This window comes from Parabacteroides chinchillae, from assembly GCF_900108035.1.
In the GTDB taxonomy this organism is placed as follows: domain Bacteria; phylum Bacteroidota; class Bacteroidia; order Bacteroidales; family Tannerellaceae; genus Parabacteroides; species Parabacteroides chinchillae.
In genome coordinates this window covers 114,620-132,321 of the sequence record NZ_FNVS01000003.1, presented here as the reverse complement: position 1 = coordinate 132,321, position 17,702 = coordinate 114,620, and the positions used below count along the sequence as shown (strand labels likewise).

General features: G+C 37.0%; 13 protein-coding genes and 1 tRNA gene. All 14 read right to left on the bottom strand.

The genetic code is table 11. The features are described 5' to 3' along the window. Positions 1 to 258 precede the first annotated feature (258 nt). Positions 259 to 717, bottom strand: coding sequence for a JAB domain-containing protein (locus C4S38_RS03785; RefSeq protein ID WP_103982610.1), 459 nt, complete (start codon positions 715 to 717; stop codon positions 259 to 261). Positions 718 to 1,060: 343 nt separating this feature from the next. Continuing rightward, a complete protein-coding gene (locus tag C4S38_RS03780) occupies positions 1,061 to 1,429 on the bottom strand; it encodes a HepT-like ribonuclease domain-containing protein (protein ID WP_075555921.1) in 369 nt (122 codons plus the stop codon). Next, a complete protein-coding gene (locus tag C4S38_RS03775) occupies positions 1,422 to 1,715 on the bottom strand; it encodes a nucleotidyltransferase family protein (protein WP_103982609.1) in 294 nt (97 codons plus the stop codon). The genes C4S38_RS03780 and C4S38_RS03775 overlap by 8 nt, the downstream gene beginning before the upstream one ends. Positions 1,716 to 2,278: 563 nt before the next feature. Beyond that, on the bottom strand, positions 2,279 to 4,078 hold the full coding sequence (locus C4S38_RS03765) for a DEAD/DEAH box helicase family protein (protein WP_103982607.1): 1,800 nt from the start codon (positions 4,076 to 4,078) through the stop codon (positions 2,279 to 2,281). Between the two features lie 74 nt (positions 4,079 to 4,152). Beyond that, positions 4,153 to 4,635, bottom strand: a complete 483-nt coding sequence (locus C4S38_RS03760) for a hypothetical protein (RefSeq protein ID WP_103982606.1) — start codon at positions 4,633 to 4,635, stop codon at positions 4,153 to 4,155. Between the two features lie 153 nt (positions 4,636 to 4,788). After that, positions 4,789 to 5,601 (bottom strand): hypothetical protein, encoded by an 813-nt coding sequence (locus tag C4S38_RS03755; protein ID WP_103982605.1) that lies wholly within the window; start codon positions 5,599 to 5,601, stop codon positions 4,789 to 4,791. Between the two features lie 78 nt (positions 5,602 to 5,679). After that, positions 5,680 to 6,879 (bottom strand): site-specific integrase, encoded by a 1,200-nt coding sequence (locus C4S38_RS03750; RefSeq protein WP_103982604.1) that lies wholly within the window; start codon positions 6,877 to 6,879, stop codon positions 5,680 to 5,682. Between the two features lie 102 nt (positions 6,880 to 6,981). After that, positions 6,982 to 7,054, bottom strand: a tRNA-Thr gene (locus C4S38_RS03745). A 39-nt stretch (positions 7,055 to 7,093) separates the two neighbouring features. Continuing rightward, a complete protein-coding gene (locus C4S38_RS03740; RefSeq protein WP_099464241.1) occupies positions 7,094 to 7,555 on the bottom strand; it encodes a hypothetical protein in 462 nt (153 codons plus the stop codon). Between the two features lie 66 nt (positions 7,556 to 7,621). Then, positions 7,622 to 8,593, bottom strand: coding sequence for a DUF6340 family protein (locus C4S38_RS03735; protein ID WP_234999282.1), 972 nt, complete (start codon positions 8,591 to 8,593; stop codon positions 7,622 to 7,624). Positions 8,594 to 8,667: 74 nt separating this feature from the next. Then, a complete protein-coding gene (locus tag C4S38_RS03730; protein ID WP_103982602.1) occupies positions 8,668 to 9,519 on the bottom strand; it encodes a sugar phosphate isomerase/epimerase family protein in 852 nt (283 codons plus the stop codon). A gap of 100 nt (positions 9,520 to 9,619) precedes the next feature. Then, positions 9,620 to 11,623: a sensor histidine kinase gene (locus tag C4S38_RS15905; RefSeq protein ID WP_200817940.1), complete on the bottom strand. Its 2,004-nt coding sequence runs from the start codon at positions 11,621 to 11,623 to the stop codon at positions 9,620 to 9,622. A 30-nt stretch (positions 11,624 to 11,653) separates the two neighbouring features. Further along, positions 11,654 to 14,275 (bottom strand): valine--tRNA ligase, encoded by a 2,622-nt coding sequence (locus tag C4S38_RS03720; protein WP_103982601.1) that lies wholly within the window; start codon positions 14,273 to 14,275, stop codon positions 11,654 to 11,656. 336 nt (positions 14,276 to 14,611) lie between these two features. Next, positions 14,612 to 17,407: a DUF6383 domain-containing protein gene (locus C4S38_RS16255; protein ID WP_146059442.1), complete on the bottom strand. Its 2,796-nt coding sequence runs from the start codon at positions 17,405 to 17,407 to the stop codon at positions 14,612 to 14,614. Between the last annotated feature and the right edge of the window lie 295 nt (positions 17,408 to 17,702).

The window sequence follows — 17,702 nt, the reverse complement described above, 5'->3', positions numbered from 1 at the left end:
AATAACACCTTTCGTTAAATATGTCCTTCCACAGAGGTTCAACGCCATGAACGTGTAGAATTGCCACAAAGGTACAAAAAGTGTTTATACATCAACCAAGTAAGAGAATGAAAAATCTTTACTTATCCTTGAATTTTTCTCTTATCCAGAAAAAGAGAAACAAACAGCCAGAAAACAGAAGAAAAAGAGCCGCTATGATCGGATATAAATCAGGATTCCCAATCAAACAAAAAAGAACCACCAAGAAAGCCAACCACTTCATAATATCCTCCCTTCATCCAAATAAGAGTAATATCCGCTATCTGTAACTATTATATGATCCAACAACTGAATATCAAATAGTTTTACAGCCTTTTTCACTCTGTCCGTTAATAAATCGTCTTGGCTGCTTGGTTGTTTATTCCCAGATGGATGATTATGGCTAAGGATCATTGCAGAGGCGTTTCCCAATATCGCAGCCTGCATAATGATCCGTATATCGGCAGATGTTGAATCCAATCCACCCTCTGATATATGCACAAACCCCAATACTCTTTTAGCGTTGTTCAACAGGATCAGTTTCATATACTCCCTGTATTGGATTGTCTCAGAATCATATATATGATTCATTAATAAGGAATAAGCACTGTTGGAATCCTTGATAACAGCCCTTTCCGAACTCTTTACTTTCGTGTTGTACGTCAATTTAACGTCACATACCTTATACATTCCTTCCATACGTTTGTAGTTTAATAAGTTAATTGATTATGAATTACGGTTTTGCAAGAATAAAAGGAATACCACCAAGTAAAAGATACAACCCATATTTTCAATATCAGACAGTAGATTCAATCAGCTAAATATATTCTATTCTGGATTGAATGGTAGTGTACCCGTCTAAACATGAAATCGTGATCGGCTGATCCTGTAGGCTTTTGCGTAGGATATTCCTTTTTCCTTCTCATACATGGAGGGGTGTTTTAAAGTTGTGGACTTATGAACGCATAGGATATACTTGGTTAGGCTTACTCTTTGGCGTTACCCAAGTAAAAGGAATATATATAATAATGTATAGAGAATTTTAAATGTCAGATAACATTTTATCAATAGTCATTTTTACGGCTGGCAGGTTGTTTTTCATTACATCAAAAACGATAACTGCATCTATATCGAAATAATGATGTGCTATAATGTCTCGCATTCCCATAACTCCTTTCCAATCAATTTCAGGATAATGCGATAAAAGTTCTTTATTTGTGGCTTTATCAATACGTTTGACACTTTCTCCGATTGCAATCAACAGCATACAAATACTTTCCAACCTCTCAACTCCGCTTGGTGTCGTCAAAAAATCATCTGGAGAAAGTATTGTTTCCGATCTCTTTAATATTCTATCTAAAGCCGTTTGTATCTTTATCAAAGAAGAACGGATCAACTCTGTATCACACATAAATACCCTCCTTCTCAATCTGGTTTCTCAAGAAAGAATCCATGTGATCCCGTAATCGGACAATATCGACATTACAACCAAACAGGGTTTGCAGATCATCTTTTATATGTACCAATGCAAACATACTCGGCTTTGATGTTTCCAAATAAACATCTACGTCACTATCTTCTGTTTGTTCACCTCTGGCAACAGAACCGAATATCCCCATACGGGTAATGCTATATTTGGAAGCATTCTTCGCCATATAGTCACGCAAGATGTTCATATATTCAGTTGTTGATTTCATTTTCTTTTATCTATTTACCACAAAGATACACATTCATCTGTCAAAATCAAACAGGAAGTATCGTTCTTCTCTCTTTTTGGATTTACTCACAAATCACTTTTTTAAGTTCCTATTTATCTGTAACTTCGTGTGTTCTTCCAAGTTAAAGAGATTCTCTATGTTTCCAGATAATCCAATATTCATTCCAAAGAAACTCATTATGCAAGAATATAGACCATTTGACAGAATCGAAGTTTACAGGGAAATTGTGGAAACCATCAAAAAAAGACACATTTTGCCAACAGAGACTTATATATCTGTTCCCATTGTTAAAAATCGGATCAGGAAAAAGAAGAAAAGCTCCTAACCGATTTTGCATTGATAATTAAGTATTATAAGACGGATGTTTCCAGAAGGGAATGTCCGTTTTCTATTTGGCAGATACAAAAAAAACACTTCCAGTCTGCAATAGCTGGAAGTGTAAAAATCAGGATTTAAGTCTATTTAAAGTCCAAGAGTATATCCGTTCAACTTTTTTGAACAGGGTCTATAAAACCCTTATCTTCAAAAAAAAGTAGTATCTATCATATCAACTCCGTAACCAGTAACAATGCTTTACTTTTTCCAATCCATTTGTCTTCCGTTCTGAAAAACTCTTTTATGGATTGTCCTGTTATCGTTTTCTGGGGTCTGACATCAACCAGTCCATAAATTCGGGTCAATTCTGTTTTTATATATTTCAGAGTATATTTCTGTCCCGCCTTGAATGAGTTTTTGAGTAATTGGATAAACTCCGTCCCTTCTGTTTTTTCTCGAAACCTTTTCAAGATCATAGCCTCCTTGATCCGTTTTACAGAATAACCAAAGGATTCTATCATTTCCCTGCCAATTACCTCGTATGCCTCATAAATAAATGGATCAGCCTCTCTCAAATCATTTTTATATTCCCGAATCATTTCTGTTTCATCATCACCTTTCAATAATTCCAACTGGCGGACAATCTCTTTGCGCTTTTCTTTGAGTGAGACTGATTTATTCTCTCTTCTCAAACGTTCATAGTCTCCAAGTGGAAAAGGGGAATGTACATGGAACACATCAAAAAGTTTATTGTCTTGGTAACACTTGAACACTCCAAACCTGTTATTGTAACAGATTTTTAACAGGGTTTCATCTTTATAATTGTCTATCGCAAAGTAATTTTTTCTTCCTTCTTTGTCCAGCATTTTATTGTAGGGGACTATTTCCAATGCGGCTCTGAATGAATCCCTCGCACCTTCCGTTGCGGCGCAATCATATAATGTTTTCAATTTCTTGTAGACATCCTCGCAACCTGCTATATATCCGTCTATCTCTTCCACTGTGCGAACCGGGAAATTTGTGTTCGTATTAAAAATATGACAGACCTGTTCAATCCCGTTACGAAATCTCCCTATTGCCTGTATAGCGTCTGTATTAGGGTCGATCATCGAATATTCAGAGAAATAAACTTCGGTTATCATAATGACTGTAGGTTTTATGTCCAATTCTATGTCCAATGCATTATAAAAACGACTGGTAAAGAAATTGTATTTCCTCATTTTTGATTCATTCCATTGCTCGAATGCGTATTTAAAATGATTGTTCCTCAATTTTTCAACACTCTTCTTTGCACAGAATACAGTAGATTCATTTTCAATATCCAATTGCTTGATAAATGAATAAATCATATCTGTCGAATTGATAAAGAAACATATTGTCGTGTCCAATTTGCCAAGTTCCCTTTTTAACTGCTCCAATACATTATTAGTATGGATTAGCCTGATCGGGAGTTTATACTCAAAGGTCGGTTCTATCTTTATGGTCTGGAACTCTTGGCTTTCGAAACGAGGATCACTGAAAGAAATAGGGGTTGCTGAGACCAAAGCCTTTTCATTGAACAGAAAGAAATCATCGAACGGAAGTATTATATCCGATCTATAATCCACGTCTTTAACAATCTTATGGCATTCGTCGAACAAAAGAAAGCATGTACCATATACATCCATGTCCATTAATTCAAAAGCGTCTTTCACTTTTTGAAAACTTTCGGGAGTAGTCAGGATTTTTGTTCTCTTATCTGCTGATTTTTCCAGATACTTAATGACATCTTCCGTATAGACACCTTCATAAACTCCAAACAGGTTATCCCCTTTATGTTTGGGATCATTGCATTTACCAACAATAACAGGTACATTCGGTTCGATAATGATGGAATTACGGTCTGCTTTTAATTCTCCGTAAGTGGCTCCCAAACCTGTAAGTGTCTTATATAAGATGGTATTGGTTGGAATCATAGGAAGTACTTCTGTCAGATATTGGATTTTACCGTTTTCGTTTTTATTGATTTGAATTATTTGAGTATTCATTGTTTTTTCTGTTTTAAATGGTTCGTAAATGAGAGAGGAAGCGGAAAAGACTTCCTCTCATTGTTTTTCTTTTATCAGATCAATTCTTTTTCAGTCAGGTATTCCATCAAATCATCCGTTCTTTTCAATCGAAATATGATCTTCCCTTTTTTGTAAGAGGCATAAGCGGTTATATAGCCATTTGTTTCACGGAACATCGGTACAAATTGAAGGATTTTCCCACTCTCTATAAGTTGTCTGAAAATTGACATCTGCAAATCATTATCTTCTCCATCTTTGTAGGCTTCCACCTTTTCGGGTTCTGTTCCAAAGTCTTCCGTTTTTCCCTCTTTCAAATATCCCATCAGCCAAGTAAGTTCTTTTTGATTCAAGATCAGTTTGAAGCCTGCCGTACTTTTGGATTCCAACCAAGCATAAGGAAAATTGTCTTTGCCTGTCTTGAATTGGATGTTCATGTTCTCGAACTTCCTCATAATCAATTTGGCTGCCTCATGTGCACCATTGTTATCATACGCTTTTACTGTCTGGTTCTCGAAGTTGATGTTTAATGTCTGCATTTTGCTTTATTTTTTAATCGTTCCTTCTTTTCTGTTCAGGATTTCAGGCTTTCGATCTTAGAGATGTGCACCTCTCTTTGTCGATTGCGCTGCAAAAGTATAGCGGTCTGAGAACGTATATAGGATAAGTTTTGGCAGTACGATTTGTATCCTTTATTTTAATATCCAACCACCATGTATTTCCAGTTCATATTTATGGGACATATTCATGGATAAGTCTTTGAAGTCTTTCATCAGTTTGTTGTAATAGCCTAAGTCCAAGTAGTTTTCTGGATTATCCGCAAATTTGCATACATAGAGGGAACATAGGATCAACTCCTTTTCTTTATTTGAGATAGTGGCTTTTCCCCTTCTTTTAATATTTGAGATTCCTTCTATTTGTAGAAACTGGGTCAGTTGACGTGCAAAGAAATAGCCGATCTTTCGTCTGGAATCCGCCTTTTCTGTTGCTGATAGAGGTCTGAGTTCACTGTTGAACCGTTGCTTTTGCTGGTTACTCATCTTCTCTTCTTGTAAACGGATAGCCAAAAAGTCAAGGATCAATTTATCAGATATAGTATAAGTCTTTTTATTGGTGGTTTTAAATGTCAGTGATTCAATACGGGGATTCTGCTCTAAGAAAGCACAAAATTCATTGTAGGTCTCTTGGTGTGTCTTTTGTGGTACAAGTAGATTCTTGCAAGCGTCAGTAGTGTAGTCATACAGATACAGGATCAGTCCCCAGAATGATTCTGTATCCAGATTCAATTCTGTTAGAAGTTCCTGCAAACGTTCATGCTTATCATAGCCTGATCTTTTGAAAGGGATTGATTTTAGAATATCCTCATACCAGTGGGCGAATCCAACGGGATACCAAGTATTCATTAAATACGTCTTGCCATCTTCATCTGTCTCTAAGATAGCTTGATATGAACCGAAGTATTTCAGTACATACGCTAATAACGGGTTGTCTATATCCAGTATCATTTCCTTTTACTTGTTTGATGTGGCAAAATTAAGATAAAAAGAATCCCGTCCCCATTTCTGGAAACAGGATTCTTTGGTTTAGAGTAGGTTTTTCATTGCGTCTTCCATCTGATCATTACCGAAACTGTCCAGATAGATTTGTGTTACTCTCTCTGAACTGTGTCCTAAAGCCTCACAGATTAAAGAGGTATTGACGCCTGATCTCTTTAAGACTGTGGCGAAACTGTGTCTTGCAACGTATGTTGTCAAGTCAATAGGTATATTCAACCTTTCTCCTATTTCTTTCAAAGACTTATTCACTTTCGCTATAATCTTATGAATCCTATTTACTTTCTGCTGTTCCGTCTTATGGAAATTGGATAAAATAGGAAATAAATAGGGATTATCTGGCATTGAGTATTTCTGAATCAATTTAATAGCCTGTTCCTGCAATGAAACCTTTATCTGCTTTTGAGTTTTCTTTCTGATATAGATTAATCTATTTTCCAAGATATTATCTTTTGTCAGACGAGCAATGTCTCCAAAGTTAATACCTGCTGCCAGATATGAAAAAGTAAACAAATCTATAGCTAAACATTCCAAAGGTGTTTGCCCTTGATAGTTTAGTACAGATAAGATCTCATCCTTTTGTATTGAACGTTTGGCTGTAGTTTGGCTTAATTTAGAGACTTTAAACGAATTAAAAGGATAATATTCTGATTTAACGATCTTCTCCTCTATCGCAAAATTATAAATCACCCGTAAATGCCTAAAGCGTGTACCCAATGTGTTTATAGCCAATCCTTGACTTTGCAACCACACCTCATAACGCTTTAACCAAATTGTATCCATATCAGAAAAAGGAATATCCAAATGCTTGTTGAATTTTATAAGAGAGTGCATAGTACATTTATACATATCCGCATAACGTAAACGATTTGCTGATTCAAGTTCTTGAATATACTGGTTAAAGACCTCTTGTACAGTTTTACGCTTTACTGGTTTGTTCACCTTCTCCATTAAAGACGTTGCAGTAAATTCTTTTTCCTGTGATTTGAACTCTATAACCTTATCTGTATAGACTTTTACTTTCTCTGCTATTAACCTCTCTATATACTCCTTATTTGGACATTTTCTTGTGGGTTTGTTTTGCTTGAAATCCCACAAAGAAGGTAATATTGAAATTCCAATGCTTTCATACTTCCGTTTACCATCTTTACAGATACGCAACATTAAAGGTGATTCATTGTTTTTCAACACTTTAGACTTGTAACATACGACACTAATTGTTGTACTCATGGTTTACATCTCAGTTTACATGCCTCATGTAAACCCATACGAAAACCACAGAAAACACCATAAAAAAGCAGTTACCTAAAAAGGTAACTGCCTACAATTGTGAGCCGAAAACGGGACTCGAACCCGTGACCTACGCATTACGAATGCGTTGCTCTACCAACTGAGCTATTTCGGCAATGTTCTTGTTTTTATTTCGGGCACAAAGGTAAAAAGTCTAATCGACATCTGAAAGAAGTTTTGCTAAAAAATCGTCCAGATCTGCATCTAAATCTTTCAACAGAGGATCGTCTAAACGGAGTGTTTCATCGTCAAGGAACAGAAGCTCTTCTATCACAACAAAATCTTCATCCGTTAAACTGATAGACAATGGTTTCATAAAACGGGGATGATTAAACATATCCTTTGTGGACAAAATAGTCAATACCGCTTTCACAGATGCAGCTACCCGCTTATTGAATACATCCTCCTCTTCCGTATTATTCACCCAATCGAAAATTACAATTTTCTCTATCAGATGTTCTTCATCATCATATATCTGCAACTCTCCGCTTTCTGCATCTGCCTGCACATACAAGTCACTGATAAAACTCCCCGACTCATCTTTTGCAAGCTTATTAATCGCAGTTGAAAACGCAGACTCTATGACAGATTGTATCTTTGCATTATTTGAATTCATAATCTTTATTTATTCTTCTTATTCGAATGCCTTGCCAAAAGTAATAATAATTCGGATAATATCCGGTTAATCTTCCCCAAATTGCATATTTAGTTTTTTGTCCGAACGTATACGATCCTGCAATGCCCCAACATATATTTTCAACAACTTAGTGTTTGAATTATCATCGCCTACGTTTTTTTTAAATAAATCATACGATTTGGTAGCCCATTCCTGTGCAACTTCCAGCTTTCCTTCCATCTCATAGCACAAGGCTAAATTAGAAGCAGATTTCGCCTGCCCTTTCCAATCCTTTGCATTCTTATAGATCGAGTTCCAACGTTCAACAGCATAATTCCACTTTTGCCCGGAAGTATAAGCAGCCGCTTCCTTCCAACGCGACCCCATTCCGTTATAATACCAACGGGATTCATTAACCCAGTGAGGCACAAAGTTTATATATACTTTTGCACCTATATATTGTCCTGCCGTTCGCAAAGCTGTATTAGCATCAGGTAATACATATTTTAGTATCGACAAGTTATCAGCGCTTTCATTCCAGAAAATACTATCATTTATAAATACCGTAGCCAACGGATTGGAACGCCCCGGCAAATAACAACGTACAACTCCGCCAATTTCAACTTTAATATTCCCCATCAGATATCCTTCGGGAAAGGCAAAAACATCTTTTTCCATATTAAACAACAAGCGATCAAAGGAAATAACAGCTCCTGTCCCGGTTTCTTCACACAGGGAGACAATTTGTTCGGGAAGCAATTTAACATCGGAATAATATATACTATCATTACGTGTGGCATAATGGTAAAGAAGTACATCGTCAAAATAATCAGCCTCAACAATAGACTTTCCCAACGAACGGCAGGCATCAAATAAAGCACTGTCTGCCAAAGCCCTGCAAGTATCTTGCTTTGTTCCCATCAAAGTATATTCATACCCAACGTCTGCCGGTTGTGGCAGTGCATTATTCACAATCAAGACTTTCGTCACACTTTCGGGGAAAGTAACTTCCGAAGGGTTATATGTCTGTATATCCATATAGCTTATTGGGCTACAGGCATAACAAAAGAAAACAATCAGTAAATAAAATATATTTCTCATTTTTCTATATATCATGATAAATCACATACTGCCTTAAAATATCCAATAGATTCCGCTATACCAAGAAACGGATCTTTCATATCCTTTTCATATTCCAAACTGCACATCCCTGTATAGTTGACTTCGCGCATCATTCGTACCAACGCTGGAAAATCAATTTTCCCCCGGCCTATCTCTATACCAACTCCGGCTTTAGATGCTTCTGTCACATCTTTTATATGCATGTCGAACACCCGGGTATGATATTTTTTAAGATCTGCTACCGGGTCACAACCATTGCGTAAGTCATGCCCAACATCCAGACACATGCCGATACGTGAATCCAATTCTTTCGTATGTTCCCAAACATCAGTAGCATCAGGATATGTTTTTATGTCAGGCCCATGCAAATGAATGGCATAATTCAGGTCATATTCTTTTACCTTCTTGTCGACATAGGGCAATAAATCATAATCGGGAACTCCTACAATTGTTTTTACTCCTACCCGTTCAGCATATTCAAAAGCACGATCAATTTCATCTTCGCTTTTCATATAAATGGGTCCAACGGCATATCCTGTTACTTTATGAGCAGCACACTTACGATGAAAAGCCTGTATTTCTTCATTCGTACTATCCAATGGCAAATGAAAATCTTTAATACAAAGGTAATGCACATCTAACCGCTCTAACACCTTTAAAGTTGTGTCCAAATCAAAATTGACAAAAGTATAGCCAGCCATACCTAACTGAAAAGGATTTACAGCTTTAGACTCTCTCCGAATATTATAACCCGGAGTTCGGGCATTTGCCACAGATGCTGTTCCACATAACAGTATACTTGCTGCTCCCTGTTTAAAAAATGTCCGTCTTGAATATTTCATGGTTTAAACTTTACATAAAAGCGATTTTACACTAAGATTTAATCTCCACTTATTTTATATTTGAAACAAATATAACTTTTTTCCGGATGTTTTGTTGCATTTATGAATCATTATCAGAGTCGGAATTTCTCAATGGTAATACCACATAGAATACAGATCCTTCCCCTATTCTTGAGATTACGTCTATACTTCCTCCCATCTTTTCTATCAATCCTTTACAAATAGCAAGTCCTAAGCCAACCCCTTTACTCCAATCATTTAATTGGACGAAACGTGAGAAAATACGTTTTTGTTGTTCCTCCGGAATACCTTCGCCTGTATCTTGAACAAAGAAGCGGACATTCGAGTCAATCAGGGTATAACCAAAACGGATAAATCCTTGCCGGGTATGTTTTATTGCATTCGTCAGAAGATTGGTTAAGATTTGGGTTAACCGGTTACGATCTGTTTCCATAATAGCCGGAAGACATTCTTCTAACTTTAGTTCAACATGTTCTGGCATACGCAATAAAATAACGCTGTATATTTCTTCCATCAATGAAGGTAAATCTTGTTCTGCATACATGAAAGTCATCGAATTTGATTCAATTTTAGAAACATCAAGAACGTCTGCTATTAACCGTTGTAGTAGTTCATTATTGTTTTGTATAATTTCAGCCAGCTTCTCACGGACTTCACGGTTTTCTTCATCTATCAGGACCTGAGAAAAACCCACAATTGCATTCAGAGGCGTACGTATTTCGTGATTCATGTTTGCCAGAAAAGCAGACTTCAGACAATCCGCTTCCTCTGCCTTCTCTTTAGCAGCCTTCAACTGCAATCCATACTTATGACGAGAATAAGCTATAAAAACCAATAAACAACATATCACAACAAGAAATATCAATCCTCCTCCCATTATTAACATCTGAGAATGGATTTTTGAAGTTTCAAGCTCCATCTGCTTTGTCTTCAACTCCAATTTATCCATATCATGTTGTGTTTTTAACTTAGCCAGATCATTATAAAAAGTAACTTTCTGAACAGAATCCTTTTTCAAAATCAATGAACGATAAATTTTTGCCGCATCATAGGTTTTTCCTTTTAAATTATAGAGATCAGCATTTTTAAACATCATCTTCATTACAAAATCAGTCAGATTCCGCCGTTCATAATATGACATTAACTCATCATTCAATTTTATAGCCAGATCATATTTACCAATTAATTCATAATACAATGATTTTATTTGTAAAATAACCCTATCTTCACGATGGAGTTTTTCTCTATTTACAATTTTTTCGGCTTCCGTCAAATGCAATAAAGCGATATCCGGTTCTTTTAATTCTATTGCAATAATAGCATATGAACGATGATATAAATACTGAACTGTATATAAAGGATTTTCAGCATCCAGATACTCCACTCCTTTTTCTTTACATTCGTTTATGTAATTATCAAGTTTATCAAGATAATAAATTTTCTTTTTATTACTTATCGAGCTGTTCAGCAAATGACGTATAATGGTAATACGTTTTATTAGAGGAGCCGCTTTCTTCTCCATAGCCAAAAGGACTTCTTCATAAAGGGCTTCTCCCTCTTCCGTCAGTCCCTCTCTCAGATAATAATCGGCTAATGCCTGATTGGCCATGTCTTCGCCGTCAGGGAAATTATGTCTCTTTGCAAAATCTTTCAAGGCCTTAACAGCCGGAATCACTTTTTCTTTTTGGCCGCCACGAGTATAGCTGTAAATGTTCCATCCCTGCATACGGCATATCTCTTCCAAACGATTATCACGGAGCAAAACCGGTTCAGCTCTCTCCATAATAATACGCATACTATCGGCATTCTTCGCATAATAGTACATTGCCTGCAAGAACAAGGCACTTCCTATATAGTAGTTATTACGTTGCTTTTCAGCTTCCTTTAATAATAAGCTGGAATAAATTTCATAAGAGTCATTACGAAAACTCTCATTGGCCAGATCATAAATCTTTTTCAATTTACAACTGTCCGGTAGTTTTTTCAGTTCAATAATCAGACTGTCTATATCAGCACCTGATTGTGCTGATATAGGCATCTGCATCGTAATCAAAATAAGAATTAAAGTTACTACATACTTCATTACAGAGTTTGTTGTAGCAGATAGTTACATCTATTTCTGCAAAGCAGCAATGCTCTCTTCAATAGATTTAATTTTACTTTCCGCATCGGCCTGCTTCTTTTTCTCCATGTCAATCACCTTAGCCGGAGCCTTGTTTACAAAACTTTCATTAGCAAGTTTCTTCATAACCGAGGCAAGGAATCCTTGCTGATATTTCAACTCATCCTTAAGTTTTGCAAGTTCTTCGTCTACATTAATCATACTTCCCAACGGGACAGCATATTCGGTTGTGCGTACCAGGAAAGATACTGCGCCTGCTGTTTTCTCATCCACATTTGCTATAGCAGATAAATTACACATCTTGGCAATAACCGGATTAAATGTATCCTGGTGTTCTCCTAAAACCTGTAGTTCAAGAGTATCTTTATTCGGTATGCTCTTTTGCAAACGTATAGTACGAACACCACCCACAATTTCTTTTACAATTTCAAATGCATCTAAATAAGAGTTATCAACAGATGCCACTTCCGGCATCTGCGCAACCATTATACTTTCATGCTCTTTTCGAGGTTCGAGCGCCTGCCATAACTCCTCAGTAATGAATGGCATAAACGGATGAAGCAAGCGTAACAGAGAATCAAAGAAACCGAGTGTTGATAAGTAGGTAGACTTATCAACAGGTTGTTGATAACCCGGCTTAATCATCTCCAAATACCAGGAAGAAAACTCATCCCAGAATAATTTATATACAGCCATCATTGCTTCGCTCAGGCGATACTTATTGAATGAATCGTCTACTTCTGCAATAGTCTTGTCGAGCTGCATCTTAAACCACTTTACAGCAATAGCGGAAGCTTCCGGCTGTTCTATTGTTTCATCTACCGTCCAACCTTTTACCAAGCGGAAGGCATTCCATATTTTATTATTAAAGTTACGTCCTTGTTCGCACAATGCATCATCAAAAGGAATATCATTTCCGGCAGGGGCAGCCATCATTAGCCCCATACGTACACCGTCAGCCCCGTACTGTTCTATCAACATTAAAGGGTCGGGGGAGTTTCCTAATGATTTAGACATTTTGCGTCCTTGTTTGTCTCTAACAATACCAGTAAAATAAACATTCTTAAATGGCATGGCATTACGATATTCATAACCTGCCATAATCATACGTGCCACCCAAAAGAAGATAATATCCGGCCCTGTCACCAAATCGCTTGTCGGATAATAATAATTGATTTCTTCATTATCCGAATTATTAATTCCATCGAACAATGAGATAGGCCATAACCACGACGAGAACCAAGTATCAAGGCAATCTTCATCCTGACGCAGATCTGCTATAGTCAAATTATGATTTCCGGTTTTTTCTTTCGCCAGTTCCAATGCTTTATCGGCAGTTTCTGCAACAACAAAACCACCCTCCGGCAAGAAGTAAGCAGGAATACGGTGTCCCCACCAAAGCTGACGGCTGATACACCAGTCTTTGATGTTTTCCATCCAATAACGGTATGTATTCTTGAACTTAGGAGGATAAAATTTAATATCATCCTTCATTACCGGTTCCAACGCTATTTGTGCCAGATGTTCCATCTTTAAGAACCATTGCATTGACAATTTCGGTTCTATAGCAACACTTGTACGTTCCGAATAACCGACTTTATTTTCATAAGCCTCAACTTTTTCAAGTAAATTGGCTTTTTCAAGGTCTTTTGCAATCTGTTCACGTACATCAAAACGATCCATACCGACATACAAACCGGCAGCTTCGCTGATTGTACCGTTATCATTAAAAATATCGATAGAAGGCAAATTATATTTTTCACCTAACATATAGTCATTTACATCATGAGCAGGAGTTACTTTTAAACAACCTGTACCAAATTCGATATCCACATAATCATCTTCGATAACCGGAATCACCCGGTTTACCAATGGTACAATAACTTTCTTTCCTCTCAAATGCTGGTTTTTAGGGTCGTTCGGATTAATACACATAGCCGTATCACCCATAATCGTTTCGGGGCGAGTTGTTGCAACAACGGCATATCCGTCTTCTCCTTCTATTTTATACCGTAAATAAAACAAACGGCTGTGCTCTTCCTTATAAATAACCTCTTCATCCGACAAAGCAGTAAGTGCTTTCGGGTCCCAGTTTACCATACGTACACCACGATAAATAAGCCCCTTAGCATATAAGTCTACAAACACTTTCAAAACACTTTCGGAACGTTTTTCGTCCATTGTAAAAGCTGTACGATCCCAGTCGCATGAAGCACCCAGCTTACGTAACTGTTTCAGAATAATACCACCATGCTCTTCTTTCCATTCCCAGGCATGCTTCAAAAATTCATCACGTGTCAGATCTGTTTTTTTAATACCTTCCTGAGCTAATTTATTAACCACTTTTGCTTCTGTAGCAATAGAAGCATGGTCGGTACCCGGAACCCAGCAAGCATTTTTCCCCATCATACGGGCGCGACGAACTAAAATATCCTGAATGGTATTATTAAGCATGTGTCCCATATGCAATACACCCGTGACATTAGGAGGCGGGATAACAATTGTATACGGCTCGCGACCGTCCGGTTTAGACTTGAAATAACCATTATCCAACCAATATTGATACCACTTCCCTTCAACCTCTGCAGGGTTATACTTACTTGCAATTTCCATATTTTATATTCTTTCTTATTCTAATTTGTTTGCAAAAATACAAAAAAATAAGACAGGTAATCAGTTTAGCAATCATTTACATACATGAATAAATGACATTATATCTATTTTACCCTATACACAACACAAAAGAGGTCGTCCCAATCATTATTGAGATGACCTCTGAATTTTGCATCTACTTTCTCTCTTCCCAGAGATACAGGCAGAAGAACTTATTTTTATTACTTTAGTATTAATAGGTCATTTGTTCGCTCTCGCGAGTTACTGAAGGGTTCTCCCTAAAGAGAACCCTTGCATGACTTATTATAATTATTTGATTATAAATCATTCTATAATTTACTTTACAACTGCCTTAACAGCAGCTTCACCTTCTACAGCGATGATAACAACACCCTGAGGAGCAGCAATCACTTCACTGTCTGAAGTTGCAACGATTGTAGTCTTCTGACCTAATACATTAGATACAGTTACTTTCTTACCAGCAGCACCGTAAACTGTTACGTTGCCTTCGCCAGCTACTACACTGATAGTGTTAGCTTCTGTTGATTCGTTGCCGGTTGGGGTATCAACTACTTCTGTTGTGAAAGGAAGAGCATCGTCTACATCTGCAACAACGATTACACCATTTTTCTGAGCTAAATAGCTGTTAGAAGCTTCGTTGTAAATCTTATATTGACCTTCTGTTTTAGTATTAGCAAACAAGAACTGAGCTTTAGGAGCATATTCTTTGTCATCACCAACCAACAGGCTGTCAACACCGTTCAAACCAAACTGCTTTCCTGCAACGAATGATACTTTGCCGTCTTTAATAGATAAGTAATTGGCAACACCAGCTTCAACATCTTCAGAATCTACGCCTTGTGTTGTACAGATATAATATGTAGGTTTAGCAGCATCTGTCATTATAGCTGTATCAACATACATCTTCAAATTATCTTCTGAATAAGAATCAGCTTTCAAATCACTTGTACTCTTCAACAAAGCAGCACCCTTAGCACCCATTGTGATAGCCAATGAATTATTAGCTGTAGAACGAATAACCATATGAGCAGGTTTGTCTTCTGTTACATTTACAAAATCAGGAAGATCAGGGAATTCTACAGAGAATGAGCCAGCTAACAATGATGACAATTTTTCTGTAAACAATTTACCTTCTGTACCACCAGCTGTTGCAACTAAAGAGTCACCAGCCATATCTACCTCATTGTTAAATGTCTTTTTATCGTCTGTATAAACATCTTGACCATTCAATACAACCAATTGATACTTATTAGCAACTTCTGTAGCACGCAGCAATACCGCAACAGTATCTCTGGTTCCATCCAAGCGTTTTGTCAACTTTAAGTTGCCGTTTGCATCTTTACCAAGAACGCGGTCACCCAAAAATTCTTTCAAGAAATAAGCCTGACGTTTCAATTTATCGCCATATGTAGCAGCACCACCATTAGCTTCTGCCAATTTGAAAGAAACAGCAGTTTCACCCTTAGCAGCATACAGAATAGAGTCTTTATCTTTCAAATATACCGGAACATCATCACCAAATGAAGTATTGAAGTTCAGAGCAACAGAAGATGTTCCTAATTCAACAGGAGTAAAATGTTTGTAACCTACATATTCGTCAGTTGTACCAACTTCAATAAATTTGAATGTATTTTTGTCATCTGCCGATGTCTTGTAACCAGCATCACCAGCTTCATAAATAGGCTGATTTAATCTAAATGTCTTGCTTGCAAATTCGCGGTTAAATATTGTATAGTTTCCTGAAGTTAATTTTTTAACAGCCCATTGAGTAGCAGGCACTAACGGAGAAGCAGAGGCAGCAACACCTGTAGCCGGAGCATTCTGATCTTTAGTAAATGCAACTACAAAATATTTACCTTTATTAGTACCACCTGTATATTGGATAAAATACTTTTTGGAATCATCCAAACCTGTATACTTAGAACCCTGCGGGAATTCAATCAAAGTATTAGTTTCGCTCTCCAATGTAGTTACAATTTTAGTACCTGTTGCATCATTAGATATACCAACAACTACGTCTGTTGAAACACCCTTTGTATTAATAAAGTCAGTATGAGGATCTGCAGAAACACCTTTTGATACAGATGTAGCAATAATCAAAGAATCACCAGCAATACGATCTTTACATGCTGTTACCAAGAATTTGTAAGTAGAAAGATCACGACCATTCGCAGCAAGAGTATCACCTTCTACAGCATTAAAAATACCGCCCTTCTGTCCTTTACGTACTAATGTATCCAATGCAAACTTATAACCAGCTTTATCTGCCGACCAGCTAGCACCGGCAGGAGCACTATGCAAGCTCAATGTATCTGAGACAATGAACAATGAATCGTTACCAGCCTTACCAGTCCAATCATTCTTTATAGCATCTGCACCAATTGCACGAAACATCACTGAATCTGTATAAGTAGCATCGCCTCCTTCACAGATTGCAATAGCTTCAATTTTGTATTTTGTAAATGGATTAACTGCAGCATCATTACCAAATGCAAGATTGAAATAACCTCCATTCATTCCATTTAAGTCTTCTGCACTTAAAGCAACTTTCTTATCAGCTTTAACAATCATCCATGCTACACCAGCAACAGCTTCGTCACCAAACTTACCGTCTTTAGTAACAACAACTGTATGAGCAGGAATGCCGTCTACTGATGTGCTTAATGTATCAACTCTTAAAGAACTGCCATTAGTGATATAACCACCTGCAGTTGTTTTCCAAGCCCAAGAAGAAATGCCATCTTTTACAACAGCTGTACCTTCTTTAGCTACACTCAACTTAGCACCCGTTACTTTGTTGGTAAAAGAAAATACAGAGTCAACGCCTACAGTTAAATCAATCTGCCACATTGCAGAGTCCAAAGCAGCAGAGCAACTAAATGCACCGCTTTGAGGATACATAGTAGCAATACTATCACTACCCGCAGCATCGCGAGTTGCAGTTAGATAAGTGTCTGTACCAACAGCTTTAATGTGATAATAATTCTTAGTTGGCTGAATACCAGTAGCAAGTACACCATCAGGAGTATATTTGTCCACACTCTGCGCACTTGCTGATAATCCACCGGCCATCAGTGCGATGGCTAAAAGAGTAGAGAATCTCTTGTTCATAATTCTAAATTTAATATTAATACTAATGTTTAATTAAAAGCTCTATTATTCAATCGTTTACACCAAAATAAAAGTTCAAAAATGACTAGCGAAAACGATCGTTTAGATTAGTCATTTTTTTGCCGTTTTTTAAAGGTTTGTCAAACGAATCGGTTGTTTTGTAATTAATAGGCTATACCGTTGATAAGAAAGAAGATAGATTGATAAAAAATTATCTCAAAAGGGTTGCATAAATCAAAGAAACATGTACCTTTGCAATGACAAATATAAACGATCGTTTTCTCCAGTCATTATT